General features: G+C 64.3%; 13 protein-coding genes. 4 read left to right on the top strand and 9 right to left on the bottom strand.

Features of this window, described 5'->3' with window-relative positions; all coding sequences use genetic code 11:
* The first annotated feature begins 12 nt into the window (after positions 1–12).
* Positions 13–1,059, top strand: coding sequence for a M48 family metallopeptidase (locus tag WIMU1_RS12215; protein ID WP_062797688.1), 1,047 nt, complete (start codon positions 13–15; stop codon positions 1,057–1,059).
* Here the strand turns inward: WIMU1_RS12215 and WIMU1_RS12210 are convergent.
* A complete protein-coding gene (locus WIMU1_RS12210) occupies positions 1,047–1,658 on the bottom strand; it encodes a mycothiol-dependent nitroreductase Rv2466c family protein (protein ID WP_062797686.1) in 612 nt (203 codons plus the stop codon). The two genes, WIMU1_RS12215 and WIMU1_RS12210, sit on opposite strands and share 13 nt — an antisense overlap.
* 169 nt (positions 1,659–1,827) lie before the next feature.
* Here WIMU1_RS12210 and pepN point away from each other — a divergent pair, with 169 nt between their 5' ends.
* Positions 1,828–4,395 (top strand): aminopeptidase N, encoded by a 2,568-nt coding sequence (pepN, locus tag WIMU1_RS12205; protein WP_062797684.1) that lies wholly within the window; start codon positions 1,828–1,830, stop codon positions 4,393–4,395.
* 73 nt (positions 4,396–4,468) lie between these two features.
* On the opposite strand, the gene WIMU1_RS12200 is transcribed toward pepN, so the two are convergent.
* The 3 genes from WIMU1_RS12200 to WIMU1_RS12190 all read right to left on the bottom strand — a co-directional run bounded on the left by WIMU1_RS12200 (position 4,469) and on the right by WIMU1_RS12190 (position 5,945).
* The gene (locus WIMU1_RS12200; RefSeq protein ID WP_030163749.1) at positions 4,469–4,942 is read right to left on the bottom strand and encodes a DUF5130 family protein; all 474 of its coding nucleotides are present in this window, start codon (positions 4,940–4,942) and stop codon (positions 4,469–4,471) included.
* Entirely contained in the window at positions 4,929–5,180 is a 252-nt protein-coding gene (gene ctaJ / locus WIMU1_RS12195) for an aa3-type cytochrome oxidase subunit CtaJ (protein ID WP_023960425.1), read from the bottom strand. Before ctaJ ends, WIMU1_RS12200 begins: the two co-directional genes overlap by 14 nt.
* 93 nt (positions 5,181–5,273) lie before the next feature.
* Positions 5,274–5,945: an HNH endonuclease gene (locus tag WIMU1_RS12190; protein WP_030163752.1), complete on the bottom strand. Its 672-nt coding sequence runs from the start codon at positions 5,943–5,945 to the stop codon at positions 5,274–5,276.
* Positions 5,946–6,099: 154 nt separating this feature from the next.
* Here WIMU1_RS12190 and WIMU1_RS12185 point away from each other — a divergent pair, with 154 nt between their 5' ends.
* Entirely contained in the window at positions 6,100–6,552 is a 453-nt protein-coding gene (locus tag WIMU1_RS12185; protein ID WP_051721101.1) for a globin, read from the top strand.
* Between the two features lie 129 nt (positions 6,553–6,681).
* Complete coding sequence (locus WIMU1_RS12180; RefSeq protein WP_062798494.1) at positions 6,682–8,265, top strand: glycoside hydrolase family 13 protein; 1,584 nt, start codon at positions 6,682–6,684, stop codon at positions 8,263–8,265.
* Positions 8,266–8,280: 15 nt separating this feature from the next.
* Here the strand turns inward: WIMU1_RS12180 and WIMU1_RS12175 are convergent, their stop codons facing one another.
* The 5 genes from WIMU1_RS12175 to WIMU1_RS12155 form a co-directional block, all read right to left on the bottom strand.
* A complete protein-coding gene (locus WIMU1_RS12175; protein ID WP_062797682.1) occupies positions 8,281–8,973 on the bottom strand; it encodes a DUF8185 domain-containing protein in 693 nt (230 codons plus the stop codon).
* Positions 8,973–13,811, bottom strand: a complete 4,839-nt coding sequence (locus WIMU1_RS12170) for an NAD-glutamate dehydrogenase (RefSeq protein WP_062797680.1) — start codon at positions 13,809–13,811, stop codon at positions 8,973–8,975. The genes WIMU1_RS12175 and WIMU1_RS12170 overlap by 1 nt, the downstream gene beginning before the upstream one ends.
* Before the next feature lie 52 nt (positions 13,812–13,863).
* Positions 13,864–15,537, bottom strand: a complete 1,674-nt coding sequence (gene ettA / locus WIMU1_RS12165) for an energy-dependent translational throttle protein EttA (protein ID WP_030163760.1) — start codon at positions 15,535–15,537, stop codon at positions 13,864–13,866.
* A gap of 156 nt (positions 15,538–15,693) precedes the next feature.
* Positions 15,694–16,137: a single-stranded DNA-binding protein gene (locus tag WIMU1_RS12160; protein ID WP_062798492.1), complete on the bottom strand. Its 444-nt coding sequence runs from the start codon at positions 16,135–16,137 to the stop codon at positions 15,694–15,696.
* A 141-nt stretch (positions 16,138–16,278) separates the two neighbouring features.
* Positions 16,279–18,405, bottom strand: a complete 2,127-nt coding sequence (locus WIMU1_RS12155; RefSeq protein WP_084248221.1) for a bifunctional copper resistance protein CopD/cytochrome c oxidase assembly protein — start codon at positions 18,403–18,405, stop codon at positions 16,279–16,281.
* Positions 18,406–18,413: the final 8 nt, after the last annotated feature.

Genomic DNA, 18,413 nt, shown 5'->3' with positions numbered 1-18,413 from the left:
GCATTCCCCTAGATTGGTCTCGTGTATCCACCGCAGTTTCCGGCGCCGCCGCAGCCCGTCACCCACTGGCTGGCGCCCGCGCCATATGCCGGTCAGCCGCGGCGCCATCCGTGGGAGATCCCGATGCTGGTCCTCGTCCTCGTCATCGGTGTGGGCGCATACGTGATCGGTGTCGTGCTCGTGGCCAGCGGTTCGCTCGACACCTGGTTCATCCTGATCCTCGTCGCGCCGCTGTTGCTGTATTTGATCCGCGGCCTCACGTACGCGATGCCGCGGGTCAACGGAGTGAAGATGAGCCCCACCCAGTTCCCGGAGGGGTACCAGATGGTGGTCGAGGCCGCGCGCCGTTTCGGGCTCGAACACGTACCCGACGCCTACGTGGTCCTCGGCAACGGAACCATCAACGCCTACGCGTCCGGTCATGGTTTCCGGCGCTTCGTGGTGGTGTACTCAGATCTTTTCGAGATCGGCGGTCAGGCCCGCAGCCCCGAGTCGCTGCGCTTCATCATCGGCCACGAGGTCGGGCACATCGCCGCAGGCCACGTGTCCTACTGGCGTCAACTCGGGTCGATCGTGGGGATGAACATCCCGATTCTCGGGCAGGCCCTGTCGAGATCGATGGAGTACACGGCCGACAACCACGGGTACTACAACCAGCCGTCGGGTTCGCCAGGCGCAATCGGCGTGCTCGCCGCGGGCAAGTACATGTTGACCTCGGTGGACTTCGATGAGTTCGCCGACCGGGCGACCCACGAGAAAGGGTTTTTCACCTGGCTGACAAACCTGCGCTCCAGCCATCCCGTGCTGACCTGGCGCGCCGCCGCCCTGCGTAACCGGACCGCGCCCGGCCGGATGTTCTTTCGTCCGAAACATCTCGTCCGGGGCATCGGCAGCGGACATGTGCAGATGCTGCCACCACCCGGACCTCACCCTCCCGTGGTGCAAGGTCCCCCGGGGTATCCCCCGTTCCACACACCGGCGGGGCCGCCGGCCGGCCTCCCGAAGGACGACATCGACCAACAGCCCCGCCAGGAGGGACCTGCGCCTCAGTCGAACTGAGGGTCTTCGTTCCTGCTGCGCTTGAGTTCGAAGAAGTGCGGGTAGCTCGAGAGCGCTACCGCACCGTCCCACACCCTGCCCGCATCTTCCCCGCGTGGGATCCGCGAGAGTACCGGGCCGAAGAAGGCGACATCGTTGATGTGGATCGTCGGCGTTCCCACGTCGTCTCCCACCTTGTCCATGCCGGCGTGATGACTCTTACGGATCGCGTCGTCGAAGGTCGTCTCGTCGGCGGCCGCCGCCAATTCCGCGGGAAGACCCACCTCGGCCAGCGATTCGGCGATCACCGAGTCAAAGTCTTTGTTGCCCTTGTTGTGGATGAGTGTCCCCATGGCGGTGTACAGCGGCGCCAGGATCTCGTCGCCGCGCTCGGCCTGCGCCGCGGCGATCACTCGAACGGGACGCCACGCCTGTTTGAGCCCCTCGCGGTACTCATCGGGAATGTCCTTGCCCTCGTTCAGCACCGCCAGACTCATGATGTGAAAACTGGTCTCGATGGTGCGAACCTTCTCCACCTCGAGGATCCAGCGCGAGGTGATCCAGCACCAGGGGCACAACGGGTCGAACCAGAAATCAACACGATCAGTCGAGTCGGTCATGCGCAGATCACTCCTTCATCCGGGGACAGTCGGTTCGTCAGCAGATTAACCACCTGAAGGTGACAACAACCGGTGTCCGCTTGCATTCCCGCCCGTGGTCGCGCGCCCCCGCACGGACAGGCCATACGGTGGGTGAGTACACAAATGGCAATCGGAAAGGCGAGGCAACGTGGCGGCACCAAACTTGACCCGTGATCTTGCGAGCGAGCGCTCGGCGAACATCTCGGTCTCCAACTACGCGATCGACCTCGACCTCACGGACGGATCGGGCAAACCGGGCGAGAAGACGTTCCGTTCATCGGTCACCATCGCATTCTCGGCCGAACCCGGGTCGTCGTCATTTGTCGACCTCATCGCCGAGAAGGTGCACAGCGCCACGCTCAACGGGGAGCCGGTGGACCTGTCGGCCTACACCGAAGAGGACGGGCTGGCGCTTGCTCAACTGGCGGAACAGAATACACTTGAGGTCGTCGCCGACTGTGTCTATTCACACACCGGTGAGGGTTTGCACCGATTCGTCGACCCCACCGACGACTCCGTATACCTCTACTCACAGTTCGAGACGGCCGACGCCAAACGCATGTTCGCGTGCTTCGATCAGCCGGACATGAAGGCAACGTTCGACGTGACGGTGACCGCGCCCGCGGACTGGAAGGTGATCTCTAACGGCGCGGGAACCGAGACTGCGCCCGGCAAGCACACTTTCGCCACGACGCCCCTGCTGAGCACATACTTGGTGGCTCTCATCGCGGGTCCCTACGCGCAGTGGACCGACTCGTACACCGATGAGCACGGCACCATCGACCTCGGGATCTTCTGCCGATCGTCGCTGGCCGAGTTCATGGATTCCGAGCGACTGTTCACCGAGACCAAACAAGGATTCGAGTTCTATCACAAGAACTTCGGCATTCCTTACGCGTTCGGCAAGTATGACCAGCTCTTCGTTCCCGAGTTCAATGCGGGCGCGATGGAGAATGCGGGCGCGGTCACGTTCCTCGAGGACTATGTCTTTCGTTCGAAGGTCACGAAGTATCTGTACGAGCGGCGCGCCGAGACCGTGCTGCACGAGATGGCCCACATGTGGTTCGGCGACCTCGTCACCATGCAGTGGTGGGATGACTTGTGGCTCAACGAATCGTTCGCGACATTCGCTTCGGTGCTGTGCCAGTCCGAGGCCACCGAGTACAAGAACGCCTGGACCACGTTCGCCAACGTCGAGAAGTCCTGGGCGTATCGACAGGATCAGTTGCCGTCGACACACCCGGTGGCAGCCGACATCCCCGACATCGCCGCCGTCGAGGTGAACTTCGACGGAATCACCTACGCCAAAGGCGCTTCGGTACTCAAGCAGCTTGTCGCGTACGTCGGCCTCGACCACTTCCTCGCCGGTCTCCGCGACTACTTCCAGGCTCACAAGTTCGGGAACGCGACGTTCGGCGATCTTCTCGGGGCACTCGAGAAGTCTTCTGGCCGTGACCTTTCCGACTGGGGATCGCAGTGGTTGAAGACCACCGGCATCAACGTGATGCGGCCCGACTTCGACCTCGACGATGCCGGCGCATTCACCCGCTTCGAGATCATCCAGGATGGCGCCGCGCCGGGCGCCGGCGAGACCCGCACGCACCGACTGGCCGTCGGCATCTACGACGACGTCGACGGAAAGCTGGTCCGGACCAAGCGAGTGGAACTCGATGTCGAGGGTGGCCGCACGGCGGTCGACGACCTCATCGGCGTTGATCGCGGCCGACTGATCCTGCTCAACGACGACGACCTCACGTACTGCTCGGTGCGGCTGGATCCCGACTCACTGGCCACGGCCACCAGCCGATTGGGCGACATCAGTGAATCGATGCCGCGCACGCTTGTCTGGTCGGCAGCGTGGGAGATGACTCGCCAGGCGGAGATGCGAGCACGCGAGTTCGTGGCCCTGGTCCAGGAGGGTATCGGCTCGGAGATCGAAATCGGTGTGGTGCAACGAGTACTGTTGCAGGCGCAGACCGCGATCGACGCCTACGCGGACCCGCACTGGGCGAAGTCGGAAGGCTGGCCAGGTTTCAGCGCGCGGCTGCTGGAACTCGCGCGCGCTGCCGAACCGGGCTCGGACCATCAATTGGCCTTCGTCAACACGCTGCTCTCTGGCGTCCTGGGTCCCGGACAGGCGGAGATCGTGCAGGCGCTCCTCGACTCGGACCCCGCCGATCAAGGGCTACCCGGTCTCACCGTCGACACCGACCTGCGCTGGTCGATCGTGAACGCCCTGGCGACCGCCGGTGCCATCGACACCGATCCGTCGACGACACCTGTCATCGATGCAGAACTCGAACGAGACAACACCTCGGCAGGCGGCCGGCAGGCTGCCAAGGCCCTGGCAGCCCGTCCCCTCGCCGAGGCAAAGGCCGACGCCTGGTCCAAGGCGGTCGAGGACGACACCCTCTCGAACACTCTGGGTCGGTCCGTGATCGCCGGCTTCGTGCGTCCGGGGCAGGGCGAGTTGCTTGCGCCGTACACCCAGAAGTACTTCGAGGCGGTCCCGCAGGTGTGGCAGCGACGCTCCAGTGAGGTAGCCCAGACGGTGGTTGTCGGTCTGTACCCGAACTGGGCCGCCGACGAGAACGGGTTGGCACTGGCCGACGAGCTGCTGTCCGCCGACCATCCCCCGGCCCTGCGTCGACTGATCTCCGAAGGCCGTGACACCGTGGCCCGGGCCCTGCGCGCACGGGAGTTCGACAAGAGCTGAGACGGTCACACAGGCCAGACACACAAGGGCGGGGCAACCACAGTGGTTGCCCCGCCCTTGTGTAGGTATCAGATCAGCGGATGGTGACCGCCGAAGCGATGACTCGGACCGCCGAGATCAGTCCGTCGACGAGATCGCCCGCGCGGATACCGGCGATGGCGGCTGTCACGCCCAGCTGAGCCACCCGGTCGTTGAGCCGCGGAGCAACTTCCCGACCGGAGATGACCACAACGTCCTTGGTGTTCGGCGAGACCGCGATCAACGCTGCGTGTTCGGGTTCGGGCACGCTCGGCAGCACCGCCGAGGCGCCTGCGAACGCGTCCGGTCCGAGGTCACCGATGTAGATCGAGAAGCGGATGCCCGTCCGATCCGTGGCGTCCGACAATGCATCGTCGAGCGCAACCAGTTCGTCACGCCGAAACGGCGGCGTGGCCGGTGCGGCGCCGGGGAACCGGGCAGCCGAGACGCGCCCGCTACCGGTCACCGTGGCACCCATGGGGAGGGTGTCAGGGTCGATGTTCGCCCTTACGATTTCACCACTTGCCACTTGCCGAGCCTCCGATCAGATCGTCATGTCCATGCCCGTGGTAGCCGGGCGCAACCGGTGTGACGTCGGTGGCGCTGAACAGCAGCGGTTCGTGCTCCCACTTCTGGTCGATCGTGTAGGGCTGCACCTTCGGGTACTTGACGCCAAAAGTGAGGGTCATCGCACCGACCACCAGCACAACCGAGATAATAGTGAGGATGACGACCGGTAAACCGATCGCCACAATCAGGTCTTCCACCACATCCGCCCTTCAGCAGTCGTCTTTCATCTGAGAACTTAGCGGACGCCGCTCCCGGACGCCTCGCCGAGGTCGCAGTGGCGCGTCGGACTCTTACGCAGCACCCGAGTCGAGGTACCGCGACCACGCGGGGTCGAAGTCCTTGACGGTGGCGAGAAGACGCCAATGGCGCCCCTTGGGTGCGCTCAGTGTTGCCTTGAGCGTCCAACCGAGTTCGCCGAGCAGCCGATCCGCCTTCTTGTGGTTACAGGAGGCGCAGCACGCGACGCAGTTGTCCCACGTGTGGGTGCCCCCGCGGCTCCGGGGGACGACGTGGTCGATCGTGTCCGCCTTACCGCCGCAATAGCCGCAGCGGGATCGATCGCGCTGCATCAATGCTGCTCTGGTCATCGGGACCACCGCCCGGTACGGCACCCGCACGTAGTTGCGGAGCCGGATCACAGACGGCACCGCGAGCGCCATTTCTGCCGAATGAATGAGAGGGCCGGCACCATCCTCGTGGATGACGTCGGCCCGTTCGCGCAGCACCAGGACTATCGCCCTGCGTATCGAGATCGCCGCGAGGGGTTCGTAGGTGGCGTTGAGAAGGAGTACCCGGTGTTTTCCCCACCGTGTGTTCATCCGCGCAGGCGGCCCGCCGATGGCGTCCACCGAGGTGCCGCGAGACCCCGGCGTCAAGGTGGTCACAGACGAGTTACCGGGGTGATGGGGCACGCGTTCAGACCCCGCGTGGACCTTTTCCCGCTGCGACTTCGTACGCGACATCTAACCTCCCGGCCAACCAACCGACCTCGATGGGAACGATTCAGTTCAACACGGATATGGCAGAAATGCACGACAATAAGACCAGCTGCAGCTGGTCTTTTGCGTGAACTCTGCGTATCGCGGGATATGCGCGTGTGGGCCCGGCTCTGGAACAATGGTTCCCGTGACTGATTCATCGCAGACGGACCCGGCCGGCGACGCCGGTTCCACGCAGACGGAGCCGGTCCGCACGTTCTACGACGCGGTGGGCGGCGAGCAGACGTTCGTCGACCTCGTGGCGCGCTTCTATCGGGAAGTGGCAGCCGACGAGATCCTCCGGCCGCTGTACCCCGAGGAAGATCTGGGCCCGGCAGAACGCCGAATGCGCATGTTCCTCATCCAATACTGGGGCGGGCCCCGCACCTACTCCGACGAGCGCGGGCATCCCCGGCTGCGGATGCGACACAACCCCTTCCGTGTCGGCCCCCTCGAACGGGACGCCTGGCTCAGATGCATGCACACAGCCATCGCCTCCATCGACTCCACCCGGCTCGACCCGCCTCACCGGCAGGCGCTCACCGAATACATGGAGATGGCGGCTCAATCCATGGTGAATACACCTATCTGACCTGGCTCGCGGAGCGGCCCCGTGATCGCGGGCAAACAACGATCGTGAGGCAAGATGATGCGGGTGAGTGACGAGAAGAACGATCTTTCAGCCGCTGAAACCGGTGCGCCACACCAGGTTCAGCAGCATGTGCAGTCGGACTATCCACTGTGGTGGCAGAACGCGGTTTTCTACCAGATCTATCCGCGCTCGTTCTCGGACAACAACGGAGACGGCGTCGGCGATCTGGCCGGTGTCATCGACAAGCTCGGCTACCTCGAACTGCTGGGCATCGATGCCATCTGGCTGAGCCCCGTCATGAAGTCACCGATGGCCGACCACGGCTACGACGTGTCCGATCCGCGCGATGTCGACCCGCTGTTCGGCGGTCTCGAAGCCCTCGACCTGCTCATCGCCGAGGCACACGGGCGGGGCATCAAGATCACCATGGATCTGGTGCCCAATCACACCAGCGACCAGCACGCTTGGTTCGTCGAAGCCCTCTCCGCCGAGCCCGGGAGCCCGGCGCGCGAACGCTACATCTTCCGCGACGGCAAGGGAGAGAACGGCGACGAGCCGCCCAACAACTGGCCAAGCGTTTTCGGCGGTCCGGCATGGACACGCACCACCGGACGCGACGGCGAGCCCGGACAGTGGTATCTGCATCTGTTCGCACCCGAACAACCCGACTTGAACTGGGACAACCCAGAAGTGTTCGCCGATCTCGAGCGCACGCTGCGGTTCTGGCTCGACCGTGGAGTGGACGGATTCCGGATCGATGTGGCACACGGCATGGCCAAACCCGACGGCCTCCCGGACATGGACCACGAAGCTTTCGGCCTGCTCACCAACGACGACGACGATCCGCGGTTCAACAACGACGGTGTGCACGACATCCACCGCCGGATCCGCGAAGTGCTCGACGACTACCCCGATGCGATGACCGTCGGCGAGATCTGGGTGAAGGACAACACCCGATTCGCCGAATACGTGCGCCCTGACGAGCTCCACCTCGGCTTCAACTTCCGCCTGGCAAAGGTGGGTTTCGATTCCGAGGAGATCCGCGAAGCCATCGAACATTCCCTCGAAGCCGTTGCAACAGTGTCGGGCACACCCACCTGGACGTTGTCGAACCATGATGTGGAGCGCGAGGTCACCAGGTACGCCGACGACACCGATCCACGCGCCGGGCTCGACCGCGCGCGCGCCATGATCCTCGTCGAACTGGCCTTGCCGGGTGCGGCATTCATCTACAACGGCGCCGAACTCGGATTGCCAAATGCCGAGCTGCCGGACGAGGCACTACAGGATCCGGTGTGGGAACGCTCCGGCCATACCGAGCGTGGTCGAGACGGCTGCCGAATTCCCCTGCCCTGGGAAGGGGAGACACCCCCCTTCGCGTTCTCCAGCAACACCAAGACCTGGTTGCCGATCCCGCCGGAGTGGTCGACCCTCACCGTCGAGTCGCAACTCGAAGATCTGGAGTCGACCCTGTCGCTCTACCGGCTCGCGATCGAGCTGCGTAAGACCCGTCCGGAGTTCGCCGGAGAGAGCATCGAATGGTACGGCGCACCTCCCGGGTGCCTGGCATTTCGCCGCTCGCTCGGCAAACTGGTGTGTGCTCTCAACGCCGGGCCGGACCCCATCGGACTACCACCCGGAGAGCTGCTGCTCAGCAGCAGCCCCCTGGTGGACGGGAAGCTCCCACCGAACGCCGCGGCGTGGCTGGTCTGAGCCAACCCGCCGGGCTCAGTTGACCTGGAGCGAAAACGCCATCGTGCGCCGCTGATAGACCGACCCGAATCGGGCGTCGAGTCGTGCCCACACCGGGGTGCAACGCACTCGGACGACTTCGTCGGCGTCGATGAGTTCGAGGTCCGACGTCTCGGTGACGTCGTGATTGTCGGCCTGCCGCACGAAACCCATTGCCGTCAGCGCAAAGATCGACCGCATCGATACGTTGACGACCTCCTCTGTCGTCTCCCCTGTCACGTCGAGCACCTGCTGGTCGAGCAGTGAGGTCGGCGGTCCGTGGCCGCTGCCTTGGGTGCGGGCCACCTCCGCCCCGGTACGCGACAGCTGGATCAGTACCCGGGCCGGAACGTCATCGACGTGGACGAATCCGTCGACGGCGGGCAGGGCACCGCGCCAAGCACTGTCGAGAGGGAATCCGGTGTCGACCGACGCGGTCTCCGGATTGTCCGCCTCCCGCCTCAGCGCGGTGCGCAATTCGGTTGCGCCGCAGACCACGTCGTCACCCTCGATGGATCCCGCGACCACCCGGGTGGCCAGCACATCGAAGCCGGTGTTCACCCAGATTCCCAGCAGGCCATCGGGACGCTTCTTGATGCGGAGAACCGCGACATCATCGGCGCGCAGAGCCCGGCCGGCGAACACGGCCAGATCGGTGCGGTCGCGGGCCGCCAGTGTCAACGTCGCCATCAGCGGATCGAACTCCTGAGCTGTCGAGCCGCCACCGACAGCGTCGCGAGATCGAGTTCGCCCAATTCGGCGATGTCGGACAGGGTCGTCCGCACGCGGGCGAGGCGCGAGGAGTTGCTGAGTTCCCAGTCGGCGATCTTTTCGGCAGGTGACTCGTCGGGCTCGGCCGAGTCCAGGATCACCAGGCAGAGCGATCGCAGCGTGCTGTGCAGGTCGTCCCGCAACGCCAGCCGGGCCAGCGAGTGCCAGCGGTCTTTGCGGTCCAGATCGGACACCGCGGTCAACAGATCCTCGACGCCGAGATGATCCATCACCTCGAAGTACAACTCCCCCACCTCGGCAGGCTCTCGGTCCGATATCTCGGCCGCGTCGATGATGTCGAGAAGGCAGAACCGGTGCAGGCTGACGGCGACGGCCTCGGCGATCTCGGCGGGCACACCGTCATCGCGCAAGCGCTGGGCGCGACGCTCGACCCCCTCGGCGGAACTGCCACGAAGCCAACCCGGCAACTGGGGCGACAGTTCGGCGACAAGTGCGGCGTAGCGCGTCACCTCGGCTGCCATCGCGAGAGGTTGCGGCCGACCCGCGATCATCCAGCGCGACGCGCGAAAGAGCAGCCGTCGCGCGTAGGTGATCATGGCGTCGGTGGTCGGGACAGAACAGGGCGCCGACGCGATGTCCTGCCACAACCCGTGCAAACCGAATATCTGCGTGACCGCCTGAAATGAGCGCACCACATCGAGCGACGTGGATCCACTCCCCTCACACAGACGGAACACATGGGTGATTCCCGCGTTGTCCACGAGGTCGTTCACCACTGCCGTCGTGACGATCTCGCGACGCAGCGGGTGGTTGGCAATCCCTTCGGCGAACCGCTCTCGCAGCGGCACAGGGAAATACGTCATCAGACGCGGTGAGAAGACGTCATTGTCCGGCAGGTCACCGTCGAGCATGTCGGACTTGAGCGCCAACTTCACGTGCGCCATCAACGTCGCAAGCTCCGGCGACGTCAGACCATGACGCCCGGTGGACTCACCGCGCTTGATCAGCTCGGCCGGGCGAGGGAGGGCCTCGAGCTTCAGGTTGACCCCACGGCCGGCGAGCTCCTTGAGCAACCTCGCGTAGACCTCGGCCGACTCGGCCGCCTGCGATCGACTGGTCCCCAGCTCGGCGTTCTGTGACACGTTGTCGGCCAGCACGAGGTCGCCGACTTCTTCGGTCATGGACTCCAGCAACGGGTTTCGATCCTCAGCAGCCAATTCACCGGCCGACACCTGGGAGTCGAGCAGGATCTTGATGTTCACCTCGTGATCAGAGCAATCGACGCCGGCCGAATTGTCCATCGCATCGGTGTTGATGCGTCCACCGCTCAGATCGAACTCGATACGGCCCAGTTCGGTGACTCCGAGGTTGCCGCCCTCGCCGACGACCTTGACGCGCAGCTCGTTCCCGTCCACGCGGATCGCGTCGTTCGCCTTGTCGCCCACCGCTTCATGCGACTGGGTGCTCGCCTTCACATACGTTCCGATACCGCCGTTCCACAGCAGATCGGCGGGAGCGAGCAGGATGGCGCGGATCAGTTCCGGGGGCGAGAGCGTCGAGACGTCTTCGGGCACTCCCAGGGCCCTCGCGATCTGAGGGCTGATATTGATGGACTTGCGGTCGCGCGACCACACGCCGCCACCTTCGCTGATCAACTCGGTGTTGTAATCGGCCCACGACGAACGCGGCAGTTCGAACAAACGCTGCCGTTCGGCGAACGACTTCGCCGCATCGGGGTCGGGATCGATGAAGATGTGACGGTGGTCGAACGCCGCGGTCAATCGAATGTGCTCTGACAGCAACATGCCGTTACCGAAGACATCGCCGCTCATGTCGCCGATGCCCACCACCGTGAAGTCCTCGGTCTGGGTGTCGACGCCCATCTCTCGGAAGTGACGTTTGACCGCCTCCCAGGCGCCTCTGGCCGTGATGCCCATCGCCTTGTGGTCATATCCGGCCGAACCGCCGGAGGCGAACGCGTCCCCGAGCCAGAATCCGTATTGCCCCGCAACATCGTTGGCGATGTCGGAGAACGTGGCGGTGCCCTTGTCCGCGGCGACCACGAGGTAGGGATCGTCATCGTCGCGGCGTACCACCCGGGTGGGCGCGGTGACGTCCCCCGATTTCTGGTCGATGTTGTCGGTGAGGTCGAGCAGTCCTGAGATGAAGTGGCGGTAGCACTCCACTCCTTCTGCGCGGTAGGCATCCCGATCCGCGGTGGAATCCCCCGTTGGTAACGGCGGCCGCTTGACCACGAATCCACCTTTGGAACCAACCGGCACGATGACCGCGTTCTTCACTGCCTGCGCCTTGACCAACCCGAGGATCTCGGTACGGAAGTCCTCACGCCGATCCGACCAACGCAATCCGCCGCGAGCCACCGACCCGAATCTCAGGTGGACGCCCTCCACCCGGGGCGAGTAGACGTAGATCTCATACAGCGGACGTGGTTCCGGCGTCTGCGGAATGTCTCTGGGACGCAATTTGAAAGCGAGGACGTTCCGCGTAGAACCATGTTCAGCGGCGACGTAGTAATTGGTACGCACGGTCGCCGAGATCACCGAGATGTAGGCACTGATGATGCGATCGACGTCGAGGCTGATGATCGACCCGACGTCGGCCGACAGACTGTCGAGCACCTCTGACCGCCGGTCATCGTCAGCTGTGTCGGGATCGAACGACGCCGCGAACAACTCGACGAGCGCCTTGGTGATCGCGGGGTGTGCGCCCAGAACCGACGCCACGTGATTGTTGCTGTAGGACGAACCGCACTGACGCAAATATTTGGAGTAGGCACGCAACACTGCCGCTTCACGCCAGGTCAGGCCGCAGCGGAACACGAGTTCGTTGAAGTCGTCCACCTCGGCATCGCCGCGCCAGATCTGTGCGAATGCGTCGGTGAACCGATGTTCGACGTCGTCGGTGGTCTGTTCGTCGACCGCCATACCCTCGGCGAGCGAGAGACTGAACTCGTAGATGTGGCACGTCTGGCCATCAGGGCGTCGTAGTTCATACGGCCGTTCGTCGAGAACGTTGACGCCGAGGCTGTGCAGCACGGGCAACACCTCGGTCAGAGTCGCCGACCGGCCGCACAGATAGAAGGCGAACCGCCAATGTTGTTGCGCCGGGCTCTTTTCCGCGGATTCAGCGTCTTCGCCGACCGGACGGTGCAGCCGCACCTCGAACGCTCCGTCGTCGAGGCCCTGCACCACATCGATATCGGTATAGGCCTCCGACGGAGCCCGGATGTCCTTGTAACTGTCAGGAAGGGTTGCAGCGTAAAACGCGACCACCTCCGGGCCGGCGACTCCGGAGCTGTTGGCCGCCACCTGCCTCAGCCGTTCATCCCAGCCTCGCGCAGCTGCGATGAGTCTGTCCTGGATGGCCACCTGACCCGGTGATCCGACGGCCAAATCCCCGAGCTCGGCGCACGCGGACGAAGAGATGCGCATCGCCACATGCAGAAGAGCCAAGGGCGATTCGCTGACCCTTGCCGTGTATTCCAGTGCGTCGCCGCCCAACTCACTCAGCAGCTCGTTCTGCAATGTCTCACGTAACCGCGTGGTGTAACGGTCTCTCGGCAGATAGACCAGGGCAGAGACGATCTCGCCAGCCGGGTCCGGACGCAGGAACACCCGAAGCTGGCGATTGGGGACCGCCTCGAGCACTTCGGTGAGTGTTCGGGCGAGCTCGCCGGCCTGCAGGGAGAACAGCTCTGACCGCGGGAACGTCTGCAGGAGTTCGAGCATCGCCATACCGGTGTACGACTCGGCCTCGACCTCGGCGGCCGCCAGGACCTCACCCACCTTGGTGTCCAACACGGGGATGTCGAAGATGTTCTCGTGCAATGCGGTGGGCGTGAACCTGCCCACGAAGACGTGCTCGCCGACACGGTGGCCGTTGTCGTCGTAGTCGTCGATCTGGATCAAACTCGGAAAGTTGGATCGCTGGATGCGCGTCGGGAGGTACAGCTGCTGAACGGTGACTGCACCCGCCCCGTGGGTCGCCTTGTGCTCGACCTCTGCGGTGCGCCATACGCCGAGGCCCGAGGATCGGAGCGGCGTGCGATCGGGCCCCGCCCCGTCGCAATGCAGGTAACCGAACGGGGTGAAGTTGTTCTCCGCCAACCACCGCAACAGACGCGCGAAATCTTCTCCCGCACCCCGGTCGAGCCCGTCGGGAAGGGTTGTCGTCAGATAGGACGAGTAGGTGTCGGCCAGCCCGGTCAGCAGATCGAGCATCGGCGCGCGGTCGTCGTGCACATCGGCGATGCGGGCGATCACGGTGTCGAGTTCGGTTCTCACCACATCGATGTCGATGGGCGACACCCGTGGAACGGCATCGACATGGATCCACGATTCGACCTGCTGGCCGGTTCGGACCGTGTCGCTGGGCTTGTCGGAATCGACTATCTCTCGCAGCTCGCCGCTGTCGTCGCGGACGACGAGCATGATCGGATGGTCGATGCGGACCACCATCAGTCCTGAGGCCTCGAGTGCTGCGACCACCGATTCGACCAGCAACGGCATGTCATCGGTGACCATCGACACCGACACCGCGCTGCCGTCGAACGCGACGTCGGTGACCGCAACGCCGTCCGCGCGCGTGTAGGCGATGGTCACGTGGGCGCTGAGCTGGGACCGTTGCTCCGGCCCCAGCTCATCCCACGTGGTCTCGTCGACACTGCCCGGCCCGTGGAAATAGGGGGCCACAGCCTGCGGCAGAAGCGCTTTGATCGCTCCCGAGGAATCGTCGCCCCGCGAATCCGCCAGGTCCGTTTTCGTTGATCCGGTCATGAGCCGTCACTCTCGGAGTTCTGCGGATACCGCGGTGGGCGATGAAACAACTCTAGTCGCGCGTCAACTTTCGGTGGGTGACCGAATGCGGTCGGGCCGCGTCCGCGCCGAGGCGCTCGATCTTGTTCGCCTCGTAGGCCTCGAAGTTGCCTTCGAACCAGAACCACTTGCCTTCTTCGACGTTGCCTTCCCAGGCCAGGATGTGGGTACAGGTGCGGTCGAGGAACCACCGGTCGTGCGAGATGACCACTGCACAACCCGGGAACAGCTCGAGTGCGTTTTCCAGCGAACCGAGCGTCTCCACGTCAAGGTCGTTCGTGGGCTCGTCGAGCAGGATCAGGTTGCCGCCCTCTTTGAGAGTCAGGGCCAGGTTCAGACGGTTGCGCTCACCACCGGAGAGCACTTCTGCCTTCTTCTGCTGATCAGGACCCTTGAAGCCGAATGCACTGACGTAGGCGCGCGAGGGCATCTCGTTCTGGCCGACGGTGATGAAATCCTGTCCTTCGGACACGACCTCCCACACGTTCTTCTTCGGGTCGATGTTCGAGCGGTTCTGGTCGACGTAGCTCAGTTTGACCGTCTCGCCGACCTTCACGATGCCGGAATCGGGTTCTTCGAGTCCGACGATCGTCTTGAACAGAGTTGTCTTACCAACACCGTTGGGGCCGATGACGCCGACGATTCCGTTGCGCGGCAGCGTGAACGACAGGTCCTTGATCAGCACGCGGCCGTCGAAGCCCTTGTCGAGGTTCTTGACCTCGACCACCACGTCACCGAGGCGCGGCGGGGTCGGGATCTGGATCTCTTCGAAGTCGAGCTTGCGCATCTTGTCGGCCTCGGCAGCCATCTCTTCGTAACGGCCGAGACGGGCCTTGTTCTTGGTCTGGCGCGCCTTGGAGCCCGACCGCACCCAGGCGAGTTCCTCCTTGAGGCGGCGTTGGAGCTTTTGGTCCTTCTTGCCTTGGACCTCGAGACGCTCGGCCTTCTTCTCCAGGTAGGTGGAGTAGTTGCCCTCGTAGGGGTGCAGCTTGCCGCGGTCGACCTCGCAGATCCACTGCGCAACGTGATCGAGGAAGTAGCGGTCGTGGGTGACGGCCAAGACGGCGCCGTGGTACGCCGCCAGGTACTGCTCGAGCCAGAGCACACTCTCTGCGTCGAGGTGGTTGGTCGGCTCGTCGAGGAGCAGCAGGTCGGGTTTTTGCAGCAGCAGCTTGCACAGCGCGACGCGGCGACGCTCACCACCGGACAGATGGGTGACCGGCTCGTCGGCCGGCGGGCACCGCAGTGCGTCCATCGCCTGCTCGAGCTGGGAGTCGAGGTCCCACGCATCGCCGTGGTCGAGCGCCTCCTGCAGCTTGCCCATTTCTTCCATGAGCTCGTCGGAGTAGTCGGTGGCCATGAGCTCGGCGATCTCGTTGAAGCGGTCGAGCTGCTCCTTGATCAGGCCCATGCCTTCTTCGACGTTCTGCCGAACCGTCTTCTCTTCGTTGAGCTTGGGCTCCTGCATGAGGATGCCGACCGTCGCATTGGGATCGAGGAACGCCTCGCCATTGGACGGTTGATCGATGCCCGCCATGATCTTCAGGATCGACGACTTGCCGGCGCCGTTGGGCCCGACCACACCGATCTTGGCGCCTGGGTAGAAGGACATGGTGACGTCATCGAGAATCACCTTGTCGCCGTGCGCTTTACGCACCTTCTTCATTGTGTAGATAAATTCTGGCACGCTCTGGCCTCTCTCACTGTGCTCGCAGGTGTCCACCGCGGTTTCTCGCCGGTCGGCCGCCGAGAAGGCCGTCCGCAACATCACCAGCGTAGTGGGTCGGTGATCTCCGGTCGGTCGCGGCGACCCTTCTCGGCGTCTGCGCGGCACCGAGGCAGCTCAAGCCGCAGCCGCCTCGCCCGAATCGCCTGTTGTCGGCGCGGTAACCCCGGTCTGGGGCGCATCGGTGGATCTCGTCACCCTTGACGATCCCTCGTACGCGACCCGGCAGCGGGTCAGGTCGAGCCCGACCGCCGTTGCGGTCATTTCCAGGTCTGACCGCCGTTCGCCGTTTTCTGACACGTATTCATTTGTCTTGAGCTGACCGTGCGCGATGATCGGCCGGCCTTTGGCGACCACCGGCGCGACCCCGTCGATCAGTCGGCGCCAGCAACTGACAGTCAGGTACAACGCGGGCCCGTCCACCCATTCGCCACTTCGTTTGTCAACGCGTCTGGGGTTGCACACCATCCGGAACGACAGCACATCTTCGCCGGCCGCGGTCTGTCGGCGACGTGGGTTCGTGATCGCGGTCCCGATCACGGTGGTGTAGGTCTCGTACATGTTCTCCCCCTCATGATGTGCGCCGAAGAACGGCGCGGATCTCTGTGGGTTCAGCATGTGCCATCGAGCGGACACGTCAGTGGGTCTCGAGCACCTACCTGTGGACCATTTCAGTGCTGTGGACAACCGGCGCAAAAAACGTCACTTACGGGCGCCAGGACCTGTCTCGCTCGCGTCCACGTCGACAACCTCGCCGCCGTCCGCTTCGATGTCGTGGTCGTCCGCTACTGCGGTTGTCGCCTTCGCCCCGGCCTGCCCCGGCCCACCTGGCTTACCGGCCAGCTGGGCGAGCATCGCGTTGTAGCTCGCCAACTCCGAATCGTGGTCGCGATCTTCCCGTCGGTCGAACCGAGTCGCCTGACGTTGGTCCTGTCGGCTCCACTGCACCAGCAGCGCCAACATCACCAGCACCAGCGGTATCTCGCCGGCCGCCCAGGCGATGCCCCCACCGAGCCGCTGGTCACTCAGCAGATCGGGATTCCACGGCAGCAGAAGGCTGTTGTAGTACGACCGCGCGATGACGTTGTCGGTGCTCATCAGGGCGACACCGAAGAAGGCGTGGAACGGGAGCGACCCGAAGACCATGGCGAGTTTTGCCACCGGTGACAGGGTCCTCGGCGACGGGTCGATGCCGATGACCACCCAGTAGAAGAGGTAGCCACTGATCAGGAAGTGCAAGTTCATCGCCACGTGCGCTGCGTGATATTCGGCCAGCATCTCGAACAGGCCGCCGAGATACAGCACGTAGTAGCTGCCGACGAACAGCACCGACGCGACCAGCGGGTGGGTGAGGAAGCGCGAGTACGGGCTGTGCAGGACGGCGAGAATCCACTCGCGTGGCCCCGGAGGAGCAGTCCTGCCCGCGGGCGGTATGGCGCGCAACGCCAGTGTCACCGGGCCGCCGAGAACCAGTAGCACCGGCACCAGCATCGACAACATCATGTGCGCCACCATGTGGACGCTGAACAGCGCCGGCGCATATTTTCCGAGGCCCGACGACGTGGCGAAGAGGAATGCGGCGCACCCCAGCATCCAGGCGATTGTGCGACCGATCGGCCACGCATCGCCACGTTTGCGCAGCCGGTACACGCCTCGCAGGTACACAACCGCCATGACGATGGCGAGCGTGCCGAACAGCAGATCGAAGCGCCAGTCGACGAATATCCGCCCGATGGTCGGCGCTTCATCCAGTCGGTAGCCCAGGATCAATTCGGTGGCCGGCATATCGGCCGGGTTGACGTTGGCCGGTGGCGGCGTGCGGGACAGTCCGACCGCGAGGCCGAAGGTCGCCGCAAAGACAAACAACTCGGCCAGGGCGAACCGGATCAAGGGTGTCCGGTTCTCCGTCGCCGACAATGTCGAGATCGTGTGGCGTCGGTGCCAGGCCCCGAAGCCGCCGAGTACAACCAGCGCGACGGTCTTCGCCACAACGAGTTGGCCGTATGTCTCGGTGAACAACTGGTCGAGGTGCACTCGGATCAACGCATTGATCACTCCGCTGGCACCGACGACAACAAGACACCAGAACGCTATGCGCGAGTATCGCCGGACTGCCAGGGTCGTGTGACGACCGCCTCCGCGCGCATAGACGAGGACCGCGAAGAGTCCACCCATCCACAGACAGGCACCCACGATGTGCAGGATGAGACTGTTGGTGGCGTAATCGTGGCTGCCGCCGGTTGACGAGTGCCCGGCAAGAGCGGTGGGCATGAGTGTCAGCAGAGCCAGCGGCAATGCGATCAGCGTCCAGGTCCAGCGCAGGGCGATGCGGGCTACGACGGCGCAGATCAACGCGAAGATCGCGGTCCACAGCCAGGAACGGGCATCGGCGATCTGGTCGAGGGCGGTGATCAAACGGTCGATTGACATCGTTTCCGACAGCGGGAAACCCGAGGTGTCAGACACTGTGAGCGGGATCATCAGCAACGCGGCGATCGCCCACACCAGGGCCCCGACCGCGGCGAATCGTATGGCTCGGTAGCCGCCGACATCCAGTACCCCGTCCGATTGCGGGGGGACGAAGAACGCCGCGAACAGCGTGCCGCCCACAGCCACGACGGCCCCGACCTCCCCGATCGTCTGGACGGTGGGCAGCCCGTACCGGGTCAGGGCGCCGGGATCACCGACGCCGGCCAGATCGAGCACAACGCTCGCCGAGATGGCCGTGACCGCGATGGCCACAGCCGCCGCGACCCAGGACAGAACCCAGCCGATGCTCGCCGCCCCGCTGCGGCGGATGTCGATCGAATCGGCTGTAGTCGTACTCATCCCACCAG

The sequence above is a fragment of the Williamsia muralis NBRC 105860 genome, assembly GCF_001598915.1.
Classification (GTDB): domain Bacteria; phylum Actinomycetota; class Actinomycetes; order Mycobacteriales; family Mycobacteriaceae; genus Williamsia; species Williamsia muralis.
The sequence above is the reverse complement of the archived record's forward strand: the minus strand, read 5'-3'. Positions and strand labels throughout refer to the sequence as shown.

What these genes read in the sequence shown, in the direction of transcription:
- WIMU1_RS12210 (WP_062797686.1), bottom strand. Translation starts at nt 1,658, where the DNA reads ATGACCGACTCGACTGATCGTGTTGATTTCTGGTTCGACCCGTTGTGC.
- WIMU1_RS12190 (WP_030163752.1), bottom strand. Translation starts at nt 5,945, where the DNA reads ATGTCGCGTACGAAGTCGCAGCGGGAAAAGGTCCACGCGGGGTCTGAA.
- WIMU1_RS12185 (WP_051721101.1), top strand. Translation starts at nt 6,100, where the DNA reads ATGGTTCCCGTGACTGATTCATCGCAGACGGACCCGGCCGGCGACGCC.
- WIMU1_RS12175 (WP_062797682.1), bottom strand. Translation starts at nt 8,973, where the DNA reads ATGGCGACGTTGACACTGGCGGCCCGCGACCGCACCGATCTGGCCGTG.
- WIMU1_RS12170 (WP_062797680.1), bottom strand. Translation starts at nt 13,811, where the DNA reads ATGACCGGATCAACGAAAACGGACCTGGCGGATTCGCGGGGCGACGAT.
- WIMU1_RS12160 (WP_062798492.1), bottom strand. Translation starts at nt 16,137, where the DNA reads ATGTACGAGACCTACACCACCGTGATCGGGACCGCGATCACGAACCCA.
- WIMU1_RS12155 (WP_084248221.1), bottom strand. Translation starts at nt 18,405, where the DNA reads ATGAGTACGACTACAGCCGATTCGATCGACATCCGCCGCAGCGGGGCG.